Origin of the sequence: Gillisella vitis, from assembly GCF_001541345.2 — a bacterium.
Lineage (GTDB): Bacteria > Pseudomonadota > Alphaproteobacteria > Rhizobiales > Rhizobiaceae > Allorhizobium > Allorhizobium vitis.
In genome coordinates, this window is record NZ_LMVL02000001.1 from 509,449 (window position 1) to 524,894 (window position 15,446).

Annotated in this window: 15 protein-coding genes; 14 read left to right on the forward strand and 1 reads right to left on the reverse strand. The window is 56.8% G+C overall.

Annotation, left to right across the window (positions count from 1 at the left end):
- Positions 1–4: 4 nt before the first annotated feature.
- From ASB66_RS02205 to ASB66_RS02240, 8 genes are all read left to right on the forward strand, one after another.
- Positions 5–1,684, forward strand: coding sequence for a peptide ABC transporter substrate-binding protein (locus ASB66_RS02205; protein ID WP_060717214.1), 1,680 nt, complete (start codon positions 5–7; stop codon positions 1,682–1,684).
- Positions 1,685–1,860: 176 nt separating this feature from the next.
- Positions 1,861–2,811: an ABC transporter permease gene (locus tag ASB66_RS02210; protein WP_060717215.1), complete on the forward strand. Its 951-nt coding sequence runs from the start codon at positions 1,861–1,863 to the stop codon at positions 2,809–2,811.
- Between the two features lie 32 nt (positions 2,812–2,843).
- Positions 2,844–3,734, forward strand: coding sequence for an ABC transporter permease (locus tag ASB66_RS02215; RefSeq protein ID WP_060717216.1), 891 nt, complete (start codon positions 2,844–2,846; stop codon positions 3,732–3,734).
- Between the two features lie 133 nt (positions 3,735–3,867).
- On the forward strand, positions 3,868–5,007 hold the full coding sequence (locus ASB66_RS02220; RefSeq protein ID WP_060717217.1) for an ROK family transcriptional regulator: 1,140 nt from the start codon (positions 3,868–3,870) through the stop codon (positions 5,005–5,007).
- Entirely contained in the window at positions 5,004–5,771 is a 768-nt protein-coding gene (locus ASB66_RS02225) for an ATP-binding cassette domain-containing protein (RefSeq protein ID WP_060717218.1), read from the forward strand. Before ASB66_RS02220 ends, ASB66_RS02225 begins: the two co-directional genes overlap by 4 nt.
- Positions 5,772–5,807: 36 nt before the next feature.
- Positions 5,808–6,866: a sugar ABC transporter substrate-binding protein gene (locus tag ASB66_RS02230; protein ID WP_060717219.1), complete on the forward strand. Its 1,059-nt coding sequence runs from the start codon at positions 5,808–5,810 to the stop codon at positions 6,864–6,866.
- Positions 6,867–6,927: 61 nt separating this feature from the next.
- Positions 6,928–7,923, forward strand: coding sequence for an ABC transporter permease (locus ASB66_RS02235; RefSeq protein ID WP_060717220.1), 996 nt, complete (start codon positions 6,928–6,930; stop codon positions 7,921–7,923).
- Positions 7,920–8,690, forward strand: coding sequence for an SDR family NAD(P)-dependent oxidoreductase (locus tag ASB66_RS02240; RefSeq protein WP_060717221.1), 771 nt, complete (start codon positions 7,920–7,922; stop codon positions 8,688–8,690). The genes ASB66_RS02235 and ASB66_RS02240 overlap by 4 nt, the downstream gene beginning before the upstream one ends.
- 97 nt (positions 8,691–8,787) lie before the next feature.
- Here ASB66_RS02240 and ASB66_RS02245 read toward each other — a convergent pair whose 3' ends face one another.
- Positions 8,788–9,285 carry a MarR family winged helix-turn-helix transcriptional regulator gene (locus tag ASB66_RS02245; protein WP_060717222.1) on the reverse strand — a complete coding sequence of 166 codons (498 nt, stop codon included), beginning with the start codon at positions 9,283–9,285 and terminating at the stop codon, positions 8,788–8,790.
- Between the two features lie 177 nt (positions 9,286–9,462).
- Between ASB66_RS02245 and ASB66_RS02250 the strand changes: the two genes are divergently transcribed.
- The 6 genes from ASB66_RS02250 (at position 9,463) to gstA (ending at position 15,446) form a co-directional block, all read left to right on the forward strand.
- A complete protein-coding gene (locus ASB66_RS02250; RefSeq protein ID WP_060717223.1) occupies positions 9,463–10,008 on the forward strand; it encodes a flavin reductase family protein in 546 nt (181 codons plus the stop codon).
- Between the two features lie 207 nt (positions 10,009–10,215).
- Positions 10,216–11,499, forward strand: coding sequence for an acyl-CoA dehydrogenase family protein (locus tag ASB66_RS02255; protein WP_060717224.1), 1,284 nt, complete (start codon positions 10,216–10,218; stop codon positions 11,497–11,499).
- 72 nt (positions 11,500–11,571) lie between these two features.
- Entirely contained in the window at positions 11,572–12,894 is a 1,323-nt protein-coding gene (locus tag ASB66_RS02260) for an MFS transporter (RefSeq protein ID WP_060717225.1), read from the forward strand.
- A gap of 26 nt (positions 12,895–12,920) precedes the next feature.
- On the forward strand, positions 12,921–14,300 hold the full coding sequence (locus tag ASB66_RS02265) for a carbohydrate porin (protein WP_060717226.1): 1,380 nt from the start codon (positions 12,921–12,923) through the stop codon (positions 14,298–14,300).
- 62 nt (positions 14,301–14,362) lie between these two features.
- Positions 14,363–14,782, forward strand: a complete 420-nt coding sequence (locus ASB66_RS02270) for a nuclear transport factor 2 family protein (protein ID WP_060717227.1) — start codon at positions 14,363–14,365, stop codon at positions 14,780–14,782.
- A 73-nt stretch (positions 14,783–14,855) separates the two neighbouring features.
- The gene (gstA, locus tag ASB66_RS02275; protein WP_060717228.1) at positions 14,856–15,446 is read left to right on the forward strand and encodes a glutathione transferase GstA; all 591 of its coding nucleotides are present in this window, start codon (positions 14,856–14,858) and stop codon (positions 15,444–15,446) included.

The following is a 15,446-nucleotide window of genomic DNA, read 5'->3' on the forward strand; positions in this document are numbered from 1 at the left end:
TGCAATGTCCGATAAGGAACGCAATTCGATACCGCATCCCACGCGTCGCCAGACGCTTGGCCTCATGGCGCTTGGAGCGTCCGGCGTGCTTCTCTCGGGGCTGCCAATCTCGGAGTTGATAGGCATTCGCGCGGCCAGTGCCGCGACCAAATCGATCAAGGGACAGCTGACTGTCGGCTTTTCGCAGGAGCCGACGGTTTTCAATCCGCATATGCCTCATATCGAAGTGGATGAAGGCATTCATTTCAGCATATTCGATACGCTGTTCAGCGTTGATGCTGCTGGCAAATTCGTGCCGGGGCTGGCCGCGGAAGTACCGAGCGTCGAAAACGGCGGCATCTCAGCCGATGGCCTGAAATGGAAGATCAAGCTGCGCGATGGCGTGACATGGCATGACGGCAGGCCGTTCACTGCTGAAGACGTCAAGGCAACGCTCGAACTGCTGGTCGATGCCAATTTCCGCAGTTGGCGCAAGACCGGCCATGAATTCGTCCGCGACCTGACCGTTGTTTCGCCCACGGAAATCACCTGGCGGATGGACAAGCCCTTTGCGCCCTATCCTTCCATCCTCGCCTCGACCTTCATCACGCCGAAACATCTTCTGTCGGCCAGCGCCGATCCGAATAATGCGCCGTTCAACACCGCGCCGGTTGGCACCGGTCCATTCAAATGGGCTGAACGGGTCGCTGGAGACCATATCCTGCTGGCTGCCAACCCGGACTATTTTGGTGAGGGCCCCTATGTCGAAAAGCTGATCTACAAATACGTTCCCGACCTGAATGTCATGTATACCCAATTCAAGACGGGTGACATCGATGTGGTCGGCCTGCAATGGATCACGCCCGATCACTACGAGGAAGCCAAGGGACTGGATGGCAAGGTGGTCAATGTCGTGCCGGGTTCGACGGTTGAATCCTTCACCTTCAACATGGAGCGCCCACAGTTCAAGGAAGCGGCGGTGCGCGAGGCGCTCTATGCCGCCATCGACAAGCAGTCGATTATCGAAGCGCTCTATTACGGCCTGCCGACCCCCACCGAAAGCTATGTGCCGCAGCAGTCCTTCTACTTCAATCCGGACCTGCCGAAGCATGAATATGACATCGCCAAGGCCAAGAAGCTGCTGGATGATGCCGGCTGGGTGGCCGGTAGCGACGGCATTCGTGCCAAGGGTGGGGTTAAATTGTCCTTCACCTGCTCAACGACGGCGGGCAACCATATCCGCGAACAGGTCCAGCAATTCCTGCAACAGTCCTTTAAGGATATCGGCGTGGAAATGACCATTTCCAACCTGCCGCCAGCGGTGATGTGGGGGGATTACTGGACGCTGTCGAAGTTCGATGCCGTCATCGTTGGCCTGGATTTCCTGACGGGTTCCGATCCTGACACCTCGAATTTCTTCCGGTCTACGGCCATTCCGGCCAAGGGTGGTTCCGGCCAGAACACCTGGCAGTTTTCCAACCAGCAAGTAGACGAGTTGCTCACCAAGGGTGGCGAATTGTTCGTTCCAGAGGAGCGCAAGGCCGTTTACCTGAAGATCCAGGAGATCATGCGCAAGGAACTGCCGCTTCTGCCAATGTTCCAGTATGCGACCGTGCGCGGCCACAAGCAGGGCGTCGAGAACGTGACGCCCAACGTGAATGTGCGTATCGACACCTGGAACGTCGCCACCTGGCGCTGGGCCTGACGACATAGTGCATAATTTTTTAAATCGGAATCGGTTTAAAGAGAAAATTATGCAACAAATATAAGGAGCTACAGCGATGCTTTGTGCGCCATATATGGCGCACGGCGCTGTAGTGCGCCGGACGCCTCGGCGTCCGGCATGCCTGAGCCCGTTCACCCATGAAGCGGAGCCTGCCTATGCTCTCCTATCTTTTTAACCGGCTGATGCAGAGCCTCGTTTTGCTGCTGTTGGTTTCGATCATCGGATTTGCCATTCTCAATCTCGCGCCCGGCGGCCCGCTGTCGCAATATGCGCTGACGCCGGGCATGACGCGTGAGGCGATGGACCGGATCGCCCATCAGATGGGTCTCGACCGGCCTCTGCCCATCCAGTATCTCGATTGGGTCTGGCGGTTGCTGCAAGGCGACTGGGGGAAATCCTACCGCGATCAGCAGCCGGTGCTATCGATCATATCAAGCCATTTCTTCGCCACCCTGCTTTTGATGGGAACATCGACAGTCATTGCCGTCATTCTCGGGGTGTGGATCGGCATCAAGGGCGCCACCCGCCGCTATTCCATGTTTGATTATGCGGCGACTGTCGGGGCAATGGTGGCACTCTCCATCCCGACGTTCTGGTTTGGCCTCGTAGCGATCTATGTGTTCGCCTTGAAGCTGAAATGGCTGCCCGCGGGCAACATGTATACGATCGGCAATGGCTCCCTGTCCGATTATGCAATCCATCTGGTCATGCCGAGCCTTGTTCTGGCGCTGGTCGATATCGCCGTGTGGAGCCGCTATATGCGGTCTGCCACGCTGGAGGTGATCAACCAGGATTTTGTGCGCACTGCCAAGGCCAAGGGCGTCTCCCCCCGCCGCGTGCTGATGAAACATGTCGTTGGCAATGCGTTGCTGCCGATGATCACGCTTGCCGGCATGCAGCTTCCCATCGTGCTGGGCGGGGCGCTCGTCACCGAGACGGTGTTTACCTGGCCGGGTATGGGGCGGCTGTTTCTCGACAGCCTCGGCTATCATGACTACCCGGTTGTGATGGGCCTGCTGATGTTTACAGCCGTCTTCGCACTGATCGGCAGCCTTGCCGCCGATCTTCTTGTCGCATTCGTCGATCCCCGCATCCGGCTCGGTTGACGAAACCCTATCGCGAACCGAAGGAGAAGCCCATGTCCATTGCCATTCCGTCTCCGGTCCCGCCCGCGCGGCCTTCGCGCTGGTGGCGGAGCCGCGTCGCGCGCCGGTTCTTTCGTCACAAACTCGCCCTTGTCGGCCTGGTGATGATCACGCTGTTGATCTTTGCCTGCGCAGTCGGTCCCTCTCTTTTGCCCTATGACGAGTTGTTTATCGATCTGCGCGCCCGCTTTGCGCCGCCCCTGACCGGCGCCCACATCTTCGGCACTGATCCGCTGGGGCGTGACATCGCCGCGCGACTGTTCAATGCCGGGCGTATTTCGCTGCTGATCGGCTTCTTCGCCATGCTGATGTCCACGGCGATCGGTGCCGTCGTCGGTGTTGTCGCGGGGTATCGCGGTGGATTGATTGGCACGGTGCTGATGCGCTTCGTCGATGCCTTCCTGTCCTTTCCGTCGATCTTTCTGCTGCTGGCACTTGCCGCCTTTATCAGGCCAAGCCCGTTGATGATTACGGTCATCATCGCAGTCACGTGCTGGATGGAAGTCGCCCGGATCGTGGAGGCGGAGGTGCGTTCGCTGCGTGAGCGCGATTTCGTGCTGGCCGCCCGAATGCTGGGGCTCCGCAACACCCATATCATGATCCACGAGCTTTTGCCCAATGCGGTCGGCCCAATCATCGTTGCCGCCACGCTGACGGTGGCCCGTGCCATCCTGCTCGAAGCCTATGTCAGCTTCCTCGGCTATGGTATCCAGCCGCCCTTGCCGAGTTGGGGCAATATGCTCAACAGCGCGCAGCAGTATCTGGGAAGTGCGCCTTGGCTCGCTATCGTACCGGGTGTCGCCATCACGCTTGCGGTCACCAGCTTCAACTTCATTGGCGATGGCTTGCGTGATGCGCTCGACGCGCGCAGCGACAATCCGTGAGCCAGCTTTCTCCTTTTGATGCTCCCATAATAACTCATCTCTCACCCATCGAAATAGCGCGATTCTTTTTTGAAAACCATTTGACTAAATAAAAAAGCGGTGTCACTCTTCTGTCATCCAGGGGGCTTTCGACATGGCTTTGCGTGGCACCAATCAAGAATCGGGAAGGCCGTATAATCGGCGGATCGTGTTGGAATCGATCCGGCTGCACGGGCCGACAACACGCGGCGATGTTGCCGAACGGGTGGGCCTGACGGTCCAGACCGTGTCCACCATTGTGCGCGAACTTGAGGATCAGGGGCTTCTGCTTTCGGTACGGGAAAAACCGAAGGGGCGCGGCATTCCTCCGTCGGCACTGACTATTAACCCGGAAGGCGGGCATGCTGTCGGCATTCACCTCACACCGCTCGGCATTGAGGCGGCACTTGTCAATCTTCGTGGTGACGTGGTCGAAAGCCGGCAGCGCCCGGCGCCGAATGCCATGCCGGACGAGGCTTTTGCCTTGATCGGCGACATGGTCGCAGACCTGAAGGCAAGCCCGCGCCAGGGCCGGTTGCTCGGCGCAGGTCTGGCCCTGCCAGGGCCGTTCGATGTGGACTCCATGAGCTTCGTTGGACCGACCACCATGGCGGGCTGGAAGAATGTCGATATCCGTCAGCGGCTTGCCGATGCGACGGGTCTGCCAGCCTTCATGGAGAACGACATGGCAGCGGCTGCTTTGGGCGAACAGCTATATGGTCTTGGACAACAGTTCTCGGATTATTTCTATCTGTTCTTCAGCGTCGGTCTGGGTGGTGCCATGATGCATGACGGCGTCGTTATGCGGGGAGCCTGGGGCAATGCCGGTGAAATCGGCCATATCGCCGCCATTCCCGATGGTGAGCTGTGTCATTGCGGAAATCGTGGCTGCCTGGAGCGCTATCTGTCGCTCGATGCATTCAAGAGAAGTGGTTTGTCTGAGGAGGATTGGGTCGATGCGATTGCACCGATTTTCCGCAGCGCGATCCGCACGATCGAGAACCTGTTCGACCCGGAAACCATCGTGCTGGGCGGTCTTGCGCCGCAATCCCTGATCGAACGCTTGGCAACGCTGAGCGACGGTCTCACCAACTCGATTTCCGCCCGCACTAACCGCACCGTTCCACGGGTTGTGGTTGCCAGCGACTGTCAGCGGTCGGCGCTGCGGGGGGCTGCGGCCCTCGCGGTCTTCGGTGTTCTGTCGCCGCGCTTTGGTCAAATGTTTGAAACCTCAGAGAAAGGGATTGCCGTATGACCGAAAACCTCCTCGTCCTCGACGATATCCGCATGAATTTCGGCGCAATCGAAGCCCTGAAGGGCATCAGTTTCTCCATCGGCAAGGGCGAAGTCGTGGCCCTGCTCGGGGATAATGGTGCGGGAAAATCGACACTGGTGAAAATCATTTCGGGCGGCTTGCAGCCGACCTCGGGACGCATGCTGTTTGAAGGCGAGCCTTTTCAGGCAAAGACGCCCGCCGAGGCCAAGGGTGCCGGTATCGAAACCGTCTACCAGGACTTGTCGCTCTGCACGAATGTCGATGTGGTCGGCAATTTCTTCATGGGCCGCGAGCTGACCCGCAAGGTGGCGGGCATTCCCTTTCTGGATGAACGCGCCATGGAGGACATTACCGCCAAGGCGCTGGCCAGCGCCGGCACCCGTATTCCCTCCATGCGCACCAAGGTGGAGCACCTGTCCGGCGGCCAGCGCCAGGCCATCGAACTCAACCGTTTCGTGCATTGGGGTGGCAAGCTGGTCTTGCTCGACGAACCCTTCGCAGCGCTTGGCGTCGAACAGACCCGGCGTGGGCTGGACATGATCCGTCATGTCGCCAGCCAGGGCATCGGCGTCGTCATCATCACCCACATCATGCAGCAGGCCTTTCAGGTCGCAGATCGTATTGTCGTCATCCGCCACGGCGTTGTTGCCGGTGATGTGGAGCGTAGCCAGACAAGCCCGGATGCAGTGATCGAAATGATCACAGGGCAAACCCTCGCCGGAGCCGGACCGGTGAGCCAATAAAAATGAAAAGGGGTCCGGTGAACTGGAGAGAAACCAATGAAACGACTATTAACAGTCTTGCTGGGCATTCTGATGCTCAACCTTGCGGCGTGGACATCGGCTGCCGCCCAAACAAAAGGGATGGTTTATTACCTCGTTCCGACCTTGCTGGATGAATTCCAGACCGGCTCGGTGAACGCGCTGAGCATGTTTCTGGGGCAGGTCGGCTATGATATGAAAACACTCAACGCTGACAACAAGACAGATGCCCAGCAATCGCAGATGAATGACGTGATTGCGCTGAAACCCGCAGCCATCATTCTTGCCGCGGTAGATTTCAATGCGCTCAAGCCGTCGATTGAGGCTGCGCGCGCAGCAGGCATTCCCGTCGTTGAATTCGACCGGCAGATTACCTCGACACCCTCGGATTTCACCTCGGTTGCGGGGACAGTCGAAATTGGCCATATCGCCGGTGACCACGCGATCAGCTTGCTTAAAGGCAAATATGGGCTCAAAGGCAAAAATGGCGATGTGAAGGGGAAGATCCTTCAGGTTCTCGGTGATCCCGGCGATCCCTACACGCTCGATATCCAGAAGGGTTTCGAGGAGAAAATGAAGGCCTTCCCCGGCGTCAAAATCATCTCGGTACCCGCCGTGCAGTGGGAAGCCAGTGCCGCCGGAACAATCGTTTCCGACCAGATGCTTGCCAATCCTGACATTGATCTGATCTTCCTGCATGCCGCCCATCTTTCGGTCGCTGCCGTTGCCTCGCTTGAGGCTGCGGGCAAGAAGCCGGGCGATGTGATGTTGATGAGTTCCAACGGTGCGCCCGTTGGCCTCGACCTGATCCGTAAGGGCTGGCTGAATGTCGAAGTCGAGCAACCGCTCTATGCACAGGCAGCGGCCATTGCGATGTTCATGGACAAGGTCGTCGGCAAAAAGCCGATCAAGGCTGGAGACTATGATGTGCTTGGGCTGAAGAGCGTCGTGACCATGGAAACCTGGGGTCCGAACATCAAGATCCCTGGCTCGGCCATCACCAAGGAGAATGTCGATAACCCGTCTTTCTGGGGCAATCTGAAGCCGCCGACAGCTGCGATCAAATCCGTCGAGTGAACGGCTTTCATTCCGGGGCCGGATGGCCCCGGATTCCCCTTCTCCAATCCGGATTTGCCGCATGACGCCTCATACCCGCAAAACTCTTGAATTCGTCCTCGACAATCTCGTCTGGTTCATGCTCATCCTCGTGCTGGCAATGTTCTCGGCGCTGATCCCAAACTATTTCCAGATCGGTATCTTCACCAATATCATCGAAGTATCGAGCGTATTGGGCGTGATGTCGATTGGTCTCGCCCTGGTGATCATCACCGGCCATATGGATCTGTCCGTCGAGTCGGTCGCAGCTCTGTCGGCCATGGCGGTCGGCATTCTGTTCTGCTCTGCGGGCATCGGGCTTGGTATCAAGCTTTCGCCCGAATGGCTGATGATTCCGGTCTCGCTGTTCGTGGCCTGCGCCATCGGCGGATTGATCGGCCTTATCAACGGCGTTCTCGTCGTCAAACTGAAGATGAGCGCTTTCATCATCACGCTCGCCTCCTTCATCTGGGTGCGCGGTATTGTGCTGGCGGTTTCCGGCGGACGTTCGGCCCAGGATCTGGCCCCCGCCATCCGCTGGTTCGCCATCGAGCGCTTTCTCGGCATCCCCATGACGGCCTGGATCGCTATTGCCTGCTTTCTGATCTTCTCAGTGATGATGGCAAAGACGCCATTTGGCCGCCATCTGGTGATGATCGGCGGCAATGAGACGGCAACCTTTCGGGCTGGCATTCGCGTCACCCGCAATCTGATCATCGCCTTCGTCATGGCAGGCGCCATCGCCGGGCTTGCAGGCTGGCTGCTGGCGGTTCGCACATCGGGCGCCACGGCCAATCTCGGTGTCGGCCTGCTGTTCAATGCCTTTGCAGCGGTGGTGATCGGCGGTGTCAGCCTGAAGGGCGGGGTCGGCGCTCTGCCGGGCGTCTATGCCGGGGTGCTGCTGCTCTCTTCCATCAATACAGCCATCAACCTGATGGGGCTGCCGGCAAACTTCACCCAGGTCATTCATGGTTTCCTGGTGCTCGCAGCCGTTCTTCTCGATACGTTCAAACAAAGGCTCCGCCAGAGGCTCGCATGACAGACAGATTGAAAGACAAGGTTGCACTGGTGATCGGTGCATCGCGTGGTATCGGCAAGGCGATTGCCTTGCGCTTCAAAGAGGAGGGCGCGAAACTCGTGCTCGCCGATTTCAATGCGGAAGAAGGCAAGGCAGCAGCTGACGAACTCGGCATCGATTTTATCCGCACCGATATCGCCAAGATGGAAGACGCGATTGCCGCCGTGGAATTCACTGTTGAACGCCATGGCCGGCTCGATATCATCGTACAGAATGCCGGCATCTATCCCTGGCAATTGATCGAACATACCAGTCCGGATGATTGGGATCAGGTCATGGCGGTCAATCTACGGGGCTGTTTCAATGCCGCGCGGGCGGCACTTGCGCCGATGAAGACGCAAGGGTCGGGGCGCATTCTCTTTACCTCATCGATCACCGGTCCGCATGTCACCAGTCCGGGCCATGGCCATTATGCGGCAAGCAAGGCTGGTATCAACGGGTTCATTCGCTCGGCGGCGCTGGAGTTCTCGTCCTATGGCATCAATGTCAACGGCGTCGAACCGGGCAACATCATGACAGAGGCCATCCAGCTGCATCGAAGCGCCGCCTTCATAAAGAATATGGAGGATGCAATTCCGCTCGCGCGTCTGGGGTCACCTCGGGATGTGGCCAATGCCTTCCTGTTCCTCGCCTCTGATGACGCGAGCTATGTGACCGGCACGACCATCGTTGTCGATGGGGGACAACTTCTGCCTGAGGGTGCCGACTTCAGGATACTGCCATCCTAATCGGATTTCCGGCTGCATTGATGCCTGCTATTCAAGGCGTGAAGATGCGTTGATAGCTCCGAGCTTTGGTTTGCCGCCCATTCTGACAGGATGGGCCTCACAGAACCTGGATCAATTTGGCAAGAAGCCGGTCCAAGCGGGCGCGTTCAGGCGCGGAAAGGCTGCGAATGCCGTCCAGAAAATGCGAGGACCTGGCCACCTGAACCCGGGTCTCTCGCAACAGCTTTTCACCGCTTTCGGTCATTTGCACATAGACCGTGCGTTTGTCTGACAGAGACGGGACGCGCTCGACGAACCCTTTGTCTTCCAATCTGGTGATACGGCCTGTTATAGCCCCTGTTGTGACCATGCAAAGTTCGGCAAGATCGCTTGGCCGCAAACGGTAGGGTGGGGATTGATGCCGAAGATGGGTGAGAACATCGACTTCGCCGATGCCGATATCGAATGCGACCAGCACCTCCTCCAGGGAGGCCTGGTCCAGGAGGTAAAGATGCCGAAGCCTCATGGCAATCGCAATGGGACTGCTGTCTTCACCCGGGAAATCCTCTTCCCACTGACTAATAAGGTCCGAAAACAATCCTTCGGCTTGTGGCATTGCGCTTCACTTTTATCTCATGGCTAAAACACGTCATTTTCTGACGTCCTAAACTTCTTAATGTTTTCGGGCGCTTCACGCAATGCGCCATAAGAACGCGACCCCTCCAAACATTTTCAATTGACGAAAGTTATCTTAGTGCTAAGATACTTCTAAGGAATATGGAGGAGATATTCGATGGTTTCGAGTTCGGCGAAGCTGCATGATCCGGAGGAGGGATCAGCAGCAAATTTTCCTGATATTGATAATTTGAAGATCGCGTTTGGCCAGCTTCCATCTGGCGTCGTCATTGTGACGAGCAAGAGTTGTGGTGGTGAAATGGTCGGTGCAACTGTGAGCAGTTTCACCTCTTTGTCATTCACGCCTCCTCTTGTCATGCTCGGTCTGGCGCACAGTTCCACAACGCTTTCCGCTATCCTCAATCATGGGCATTTCGCGGTTCATGTCGTTGCCGAGCCGCAGCAGGATATCGCCATGCGTTTTGCGTCCAGCCGCGCAGATAAATTCAACGATATCGATTTTAAATTATCGCCCACCGGCGTGCCGATTCTGAGTGAATTCGACACGTGTTTTCACTGTGCTCTTGAGCGGGCTGAGCCGGCAGGGGATCATCAATTGTTGATCGGTCGCGTTGTCGACGTATCAACGGTAGAGCGTGATACGACGCCGGTCGCATGGTTTAATCGGCGCTTTCATATCTGCGAGCCAAGACCGGCCGCCTAGATTTTCTTCAGGAAAAGTGCAGCCTAATTTTCCTGAAAAGACAAGCGAAACAATAGGCTTCAGTGTATCGAGCCGAAATCGGCAATCGTCGTGATCGGAGACATTCGCTCAAAAAGCAACAGGCATACGATGGTGTGGATGGCGCGATTACGTCAGCGCCATGTCCGTATGCATTCGAAAATTCCTATTTTAAAGTGAGGAAATCCCATGGAAATGAATGCAAAGCAGTTTGACTATGTACTGCCCAATCCCCCCATCTCTCCTTATAGCACCGAGGTTGGCCGTGAGATCCGAGCCAAGGCTGCGGCATTGGTGCCGCTATTGCGTAAGCACGCCCAAGAAGGAGAGGAATTGGGTGCCCTGGCACCTGAAAGCTTGAAAGCCCTCAGCGATATTGGTGCGTTCAAGCTTACATTGCCAACGGATTTTGGCGGGCATGCGCTTGGAGCGCGCGATGTGGTCGAAATCGTTACCGAATTCGGTAGAGGCGATGGCGCAGCGGGTTGGATGGCATTTGTCGCCGGTGGCCTTCGCAATATCCTGGCGTTTCCCGATCAGGCTGTGAATGAAATCTTTGCGGATGGGCGCGATTGGGTTGGCCCACTGGCCGCCGGTGCATCTATTTTTGCCACCAAGGTCGGTTCTGCACGGCGGGTCGAGGGCGGCTGGATGGTCAGCGGTTCGTGGCATTTCGGTAGCGGTTGCAAACATGCCAAATGGATTGCCGTTGGCGTCGATTATGAGGTTGCACCGGGCCATATGGGCCGCGCCATGGCGGTTTTGAAGGCCGAACAGGTCAAGATCATCGACAATTGGCATGTTATGGGCATGAAGGCTACGTCCTCCAACAGCCTGACGGTGACCGAAGAGCAGTTCGTCCCCGATCACCGTTTTATGGACATGGCCGATTTCCCAATTCGTATGGATGGGACCCGCAAGCGGTTCCAGGGCTTTGCCAGCAAGTTCGATGGCCGTGGTCTGATGATCATGACCAATCTCACCCATATGGCGATTGTGCTGGGGATGGCCCGCGGTGCGCTGGAATCCTACATCGATATGGCGAGAAAGCAGCAGCCCTTCAATCTGCCTTATCCTCGTGTTGCCGAAATGGCATCGACGCAGGTCTGTGCTGCAAAAGCCTATGCGATGATCAAGATGGCGGAAACCACCGCCCTTTGCGCCGCCGATCTTCTGGATCGCCACGCAACGGAAGGACGCGAGGTCTCGGAAGAGCTGGAACAGGCCACGATGATGGAAAACGTCTACGCGGCGCACACCTTGGACAATGCCGTCAGCATTCTGCAACTCAATATCGGCTCGGCAACCGCCCATGAGAGCAATCCGTTCCAACGGTTCGTGCGCGATATCCGGGTGGCAATGCTGCATGGGGCGGTCAGGCTGGAGCCGACGGCCGAGATTTTCGGTCGGCGGATGATGGGGCTTGCGCCATTTTCGATGTTTGCAGGTGGATTGCCTGATCGCGCTGCTTAGCCCGCGACTGATTTGAGCTGTAGACGGGCTGTGGAGGCGGCCCGTCGACGGTTAACAAGAGGAGGATTTTTTATGCAGTCGAATAAGACGCATGCCCCTGGCAATTTTCGGGCAAATAAAGGTTTTGAATACAGTTTTCAGGCTGCCAAGGTGTTGGGCGCGCTATGGGCAATCGTGCTGCTGGTGGTGGCGGTGCCAAGTATCGGTACCGCCGTCGTCAACGCCCGAATGATCACCGATCTCAATATGGATCGAGCGGTCTTCGGTATGGGCTTTGGCCTTTTCGTGATGATGATGGGTTTTCAGGCCCCTGTCGTCGCGGTGCTGATCCGCAAATTCGGTTATCGGTCAACAGTCGCTTTTGGATGCCTTGTGTTGTTCCTTGGGTCGGTTGCCATGGCGACTGTCGTGCATAATGGCTGGCAATATGCTGTGGCTTTTGGTCTTTTGGCCGGTTCCGGCGTCTGCATTGCCGGCATGCTGCCGGCCCAGACAATCGTAACGAGATGGTTTCACGCCCGCCGGGCCTTGGCCGTCTCCATCGTATTTTCAGCAGTCGAAATTGGTGGATTCTTTTCTCCACCGGCGCTTGAAAGACTGATGGCGATATCAGGCGATTGGCGCACAGCCTGGTGGCTTATTGCCGGATCGGCGCTCATTGCGATGATAACGGCCTATGTAGCGCTCGATGAGCGGCGGGTCGAAAATTACATTTCCCGAAATCCTGCTCCATCCTTCACACGCGAAAACAGCAAGGTGTTCAAGAGTTCGGTTCATTGGACGCTCCGTGAAGCATTGGGAACGAAGGCTTACTGGCTTATTCTGGCCTATATGAGCATCGCGGGAGTCGCCTGGATCTTCCTGATGGCTCATGGCGTGGTGCATCTGCGTGATATCGGCTATTCGCCTGCTGAAGCCGCTAACGCCGTTGCGGTCATTATCGTCGCCTCGTTCATTGGCAACATGACCGCTGGTTTTCTGGGCGATCGTATTTCACCATCGCTGATCTCGGCCGCAAGCATGGCATTGATTGTTTTCGGCTTTTGCATGGTGATCAAGCCCGTCGGCTTTACCGGCATTCTGCTCTACGCGCTTCCTGCCGGCATTGGCTACGGTGCCTCGCAGGTCTGCCTGATGGCTCTTCTGGGCAATTATTTTGGCAAGGCATCGTTTTCCGCCATTCTGGGTTCAATGATGCCGGTATCGACGCTCTGCGCGGCGATTGGCGCGGGGTCGGCAGGGGCCGTTTTCGATCAAACCGGCACATATCAATGGGTGTTTATCACGATCATCACCCTGTGCGTGGTCGCGTTCTTTGCCATTCTTGCAGCATCACCACCGCAAAACCGGGGCAACAAAGAGGAGGTCTCCGGCAGTCCAATCGCAGCGGAATAACCAACGATAAAAATGGGAGGGTGACAATGCGAACTTTAAATCTGCTGGCAGTGCCTTTGCTGCTTGCATCCTTGATGCCTGCCGCAGCAGCCGATACGGCGCTGCCATCAAGCGACACACCACCTGGCGAGGGAAGCATACCGGCTCCGGTCTATTCCGGCCCCTTGGCCAGTGTGGGGAGAACGCTGCATGACAACGGTATCGACCTTCAACTCGACTTTGTCGATTTCTATCAGAATGCTCCGTCTTTTGGGGCTGCGGGTGGCTCATCAGCCAATTATGGCATGTTTATTGTCGGCGTTACCGGCCATCTGACACCTGATCTTCGGGTCAATTTGGTCGAGACAATCAACGCCCCTACCTACAATGTCGACAATTACCTGTTTGATCTTTCGAATGCCTTTTTCCCCGTCCCGATCGTGAATTCGGACACCGATCTGACCCGTTTCACGATTGAAGGCGACCTTTTCAACGATCGGCTGACCGTTGAAGCGGGGCGGATGGGCCTCAATCGCGATTTCATGAAAAAGGGGTTCTGCGGCGGCATTGGCTGCGTCCCCTCAACGCCGGCAATCACCCTCAATATGCCAGGCGAGGCCCTGTCTGTCTGGGGTGGGAGATTGGCCTATCGGCTCGATCAGACCACGACGCTGGGATTTGGAGCCATCGAGGACAATTCTGACAATTGGCAGAATGGTGATGGATGGGATTGGGGAACCGGCGATGCCAAAGGCTATATCGCCATTGCCAACATCAGCCATGACGAAACCTTCATGCAGAATGCCAATCCTTTGAAATACGAGATTGGCGCTTACCACCGTTCCACCTCCTATGAAGACGCACTTTACAATAGCGGTTGGGGCAACCCGAACTTTGGGGCCAATACCAAAATTGTCAATCATGACGGTGGAACGAGCGGCGTTTACGGGCAGGTTCGCAAGGTTGTGTGGAGTGAAGCGTCCGGTAGCCCGATTCCCGAAAACCTCGCCGTCTATGGTGGCTTGTTCCATACGTTCGGCGATGGCCAGGCCTATCCCTGGGAGGCCTATGCCGGTGTCGAGTATTCAGGCTTCTGGAAGGAAAACCCGCTCGCAACAGTCGGCGCCTCCGTTCACTACATCCGCTTGAGTGAAGAGCGTGCGCAGTATGAACAGAATGCCCGGCGGTTTTTTTCTGGCGTCAACGAGAAACAGCCGCAGGACACGTTCATGGTCGACGTGCATGCAAGTACAGGCTTTTTCGGCAACGGGATTCTCGATATCGGCGCTGCCTATATCATCAATCCAAACAATTCTATTCTGGCTGATTACTCAACCGGAAGAGAAAAGAACGGTGTCGTCATTTACGCGGCATTGGCTTTCGACCTGGGCGGCAGCCTCGGTCTTTCCCCCCGCAAGGGGCCTTGAGCCTGGTTCGATCTGAACCGGCGGCACTTTCACAATCACTTTATCAATAGGAGATCGACGTCATGCACGACACGAAGAGCCATGACCATGCGAAACTTGAGCGCCACAAGCATCTGGTTCGGGAGTTTTACCGCCGGGTGTTCGATGGCCAGAACCCGGCAGCCGTCAAGGATTTCGTCACAGAGGATTACAAGCAGCACAGCCGCCATATTCCGACCGGTCGCGAAGGCTTGGAACGGTTTGTGCAATCGGTGTTTCCAAACGGACCAGTCCCCGAGCCAGCCGAGATGCGCATCCCTCCCGCTTTCATGGTGGCGGAAGGCGACATGGTCGTTGTCGCCGCCTATCTGCCGCAGCCAGACCCCGATAAGCCGGGCGAAACCTATGACTACTTCGTTTTCGATGCCTATCGGCTTCGAGACGAGCGTCTGGCGGAGCATTGGAGCGGCGTGAACAAGATCGCGCCCCCCAAACAGCCCTGACGGCTTAAGCGGTGTGCTGTCATCGCAGGCAGCATACCGGTAACCATCGACCACCATTCATCAGGATTACAGAATGCAACTCTACCATACGCCCGGCACCTGCTCCACCGCATCCCGCATCGTTCTGCAGGAAACCGGTATTTCCGCCTCGTCCATCCCGGTTAATCTCAGGGAGAAGACCCTTCCGGATGGAACGAGCTATCTTCAGGTCAACCCGAAGGGCCAGGTTCCGGCCCTTGTGCTCGACGATGGCGACGTGCTGACAGAAGGCGCGATCATCCTGCAATATCTGGCCGATCAGGCCCCGCAAAGCGGCCTTTTGCCACCGCCCGGCGATCTTGCCCGCTACCGCGTGCTGGAATGGACCAATTACGTGGCAACTGAATTGCACAAGACCTTCACCCCCTTGATGCGGCCAAACACACCACCGGACTTTGCCGAAATCACCAAAACGGCATTGTTGCCGCGCGTTTTCGGTACTCTCGATCGCCGTCTGGGATTAAGCGACTATCTCGCCGGGGCAACATTTACGATCGCGGATGCCTATGCGTTCGTCATTCTCGGATGGGCAAAGCTGCAAGCCATCGATCTGGCCGCCTGGCCGAACATCCAAGCTTATCTCAAGCGGATAGAGAGCCGTCCATCCGTCCAATCGCTACAGTAA

Coding starts and splice junctions, on each gene's coding strand:
- ASB66_RS02205 (WP_060717214.1), top strand. CDS start 5: ATGTCCGATAAGGAACGCAATTCGATACCGCATCCCACGCGTCGCCAG.
- ASB66_RS02210 (WP_060717215.1), top strand. CDS start 1,861: ATGCTCTCCTATCTTTTTAACCGGCTGATGCAGAGCCTCGTTTTGCTG.
- ASB66_RS02215 (WP_060717216.1), top strand. CDS start 2,844: ATGTCCATTGCCATTCCGTCTCCGGTCCCGCCCGCGCGGCCTTCGCGC.
- ASB66_RS02220 (WP_060717217.1), top strand. CDS start 3,868: ATGGCTTTGCGTGGCACCAATCAAGAATCGGGAAGGCCGTATAATCGG.
- ASB66_RS02225 (WP_060717218.1), top strand. CDS start 5,004: ATGACCGAAAACCTCCTCGTCCTCGACGATATCCGCATGAATTTCGGC.
- ASB66_RS02230 (WP_060717219.1), top strand. CDS start 5,808: ATGAAACGACTATTAACAGTCTTGCTGGGCATTCTGATGCTCAACCTT.
- ASB66_RS02235 (WP_060717220.1), top strand. CDS start 6,928: ATGACGCCTCATACCCGCAAAACTCTTGAATTCGTCCTCGACAATCTC.
- ASB66_RS02240 (WP_060717221.1), top strand. CDS start 7,920: ATGACAGACAGATTGAAAGACAAGGTTGCACTGGTGATCGGTGCATCG.
- ASB66_RS02245 (WP_060717222.1), bottom strand. CDS start 9,285: ATGCCACAAGCCGAAGGATTGTTTTCGGACCTTATTAGTCAGTGGGAA.
- ASB66_RS02250 (WP_060717223.1), top strand. CDS start 9,463: ATGGTTTCGAGTTCGGCGAAGCTGCATGATCCGGAGGAGGGATCAGCA.
- ASB66_RS02255 (WP_060717224.1), top strand. CDS start 10,216: ATGGAAATGAATGCAAAGCAGTTTGACTATGTACTGCCCAATCCCCCC.
- ASB66_RS02260 (WP_060717225.1), top strand. CDS start 11,572: ATGCAGTCGAATAAGACGCATGCCCCTGGCAATTTTCGGGCAAATAAA.
- ASB66_RS02265 (WP_060717226.1), top strand. CDS start 12,921: ATGCGAACTTTAAATCTGCTGGCAGTGCCTTTGCTGCTTGCATCCTTG.
- ASB66_RS02270 (WP_060717227.1), top strand. CDS start 14,363: ATGCACGACACGAAGAGCCATGACCATGCGAAACTTGAGCGCCACAAG.
- gstA (WP_060717228.1), top strand. CDS start 14,856: ATGCAACTCTACCATACGCCCGGCACCTGCTCCACCGCATCCCGCATC.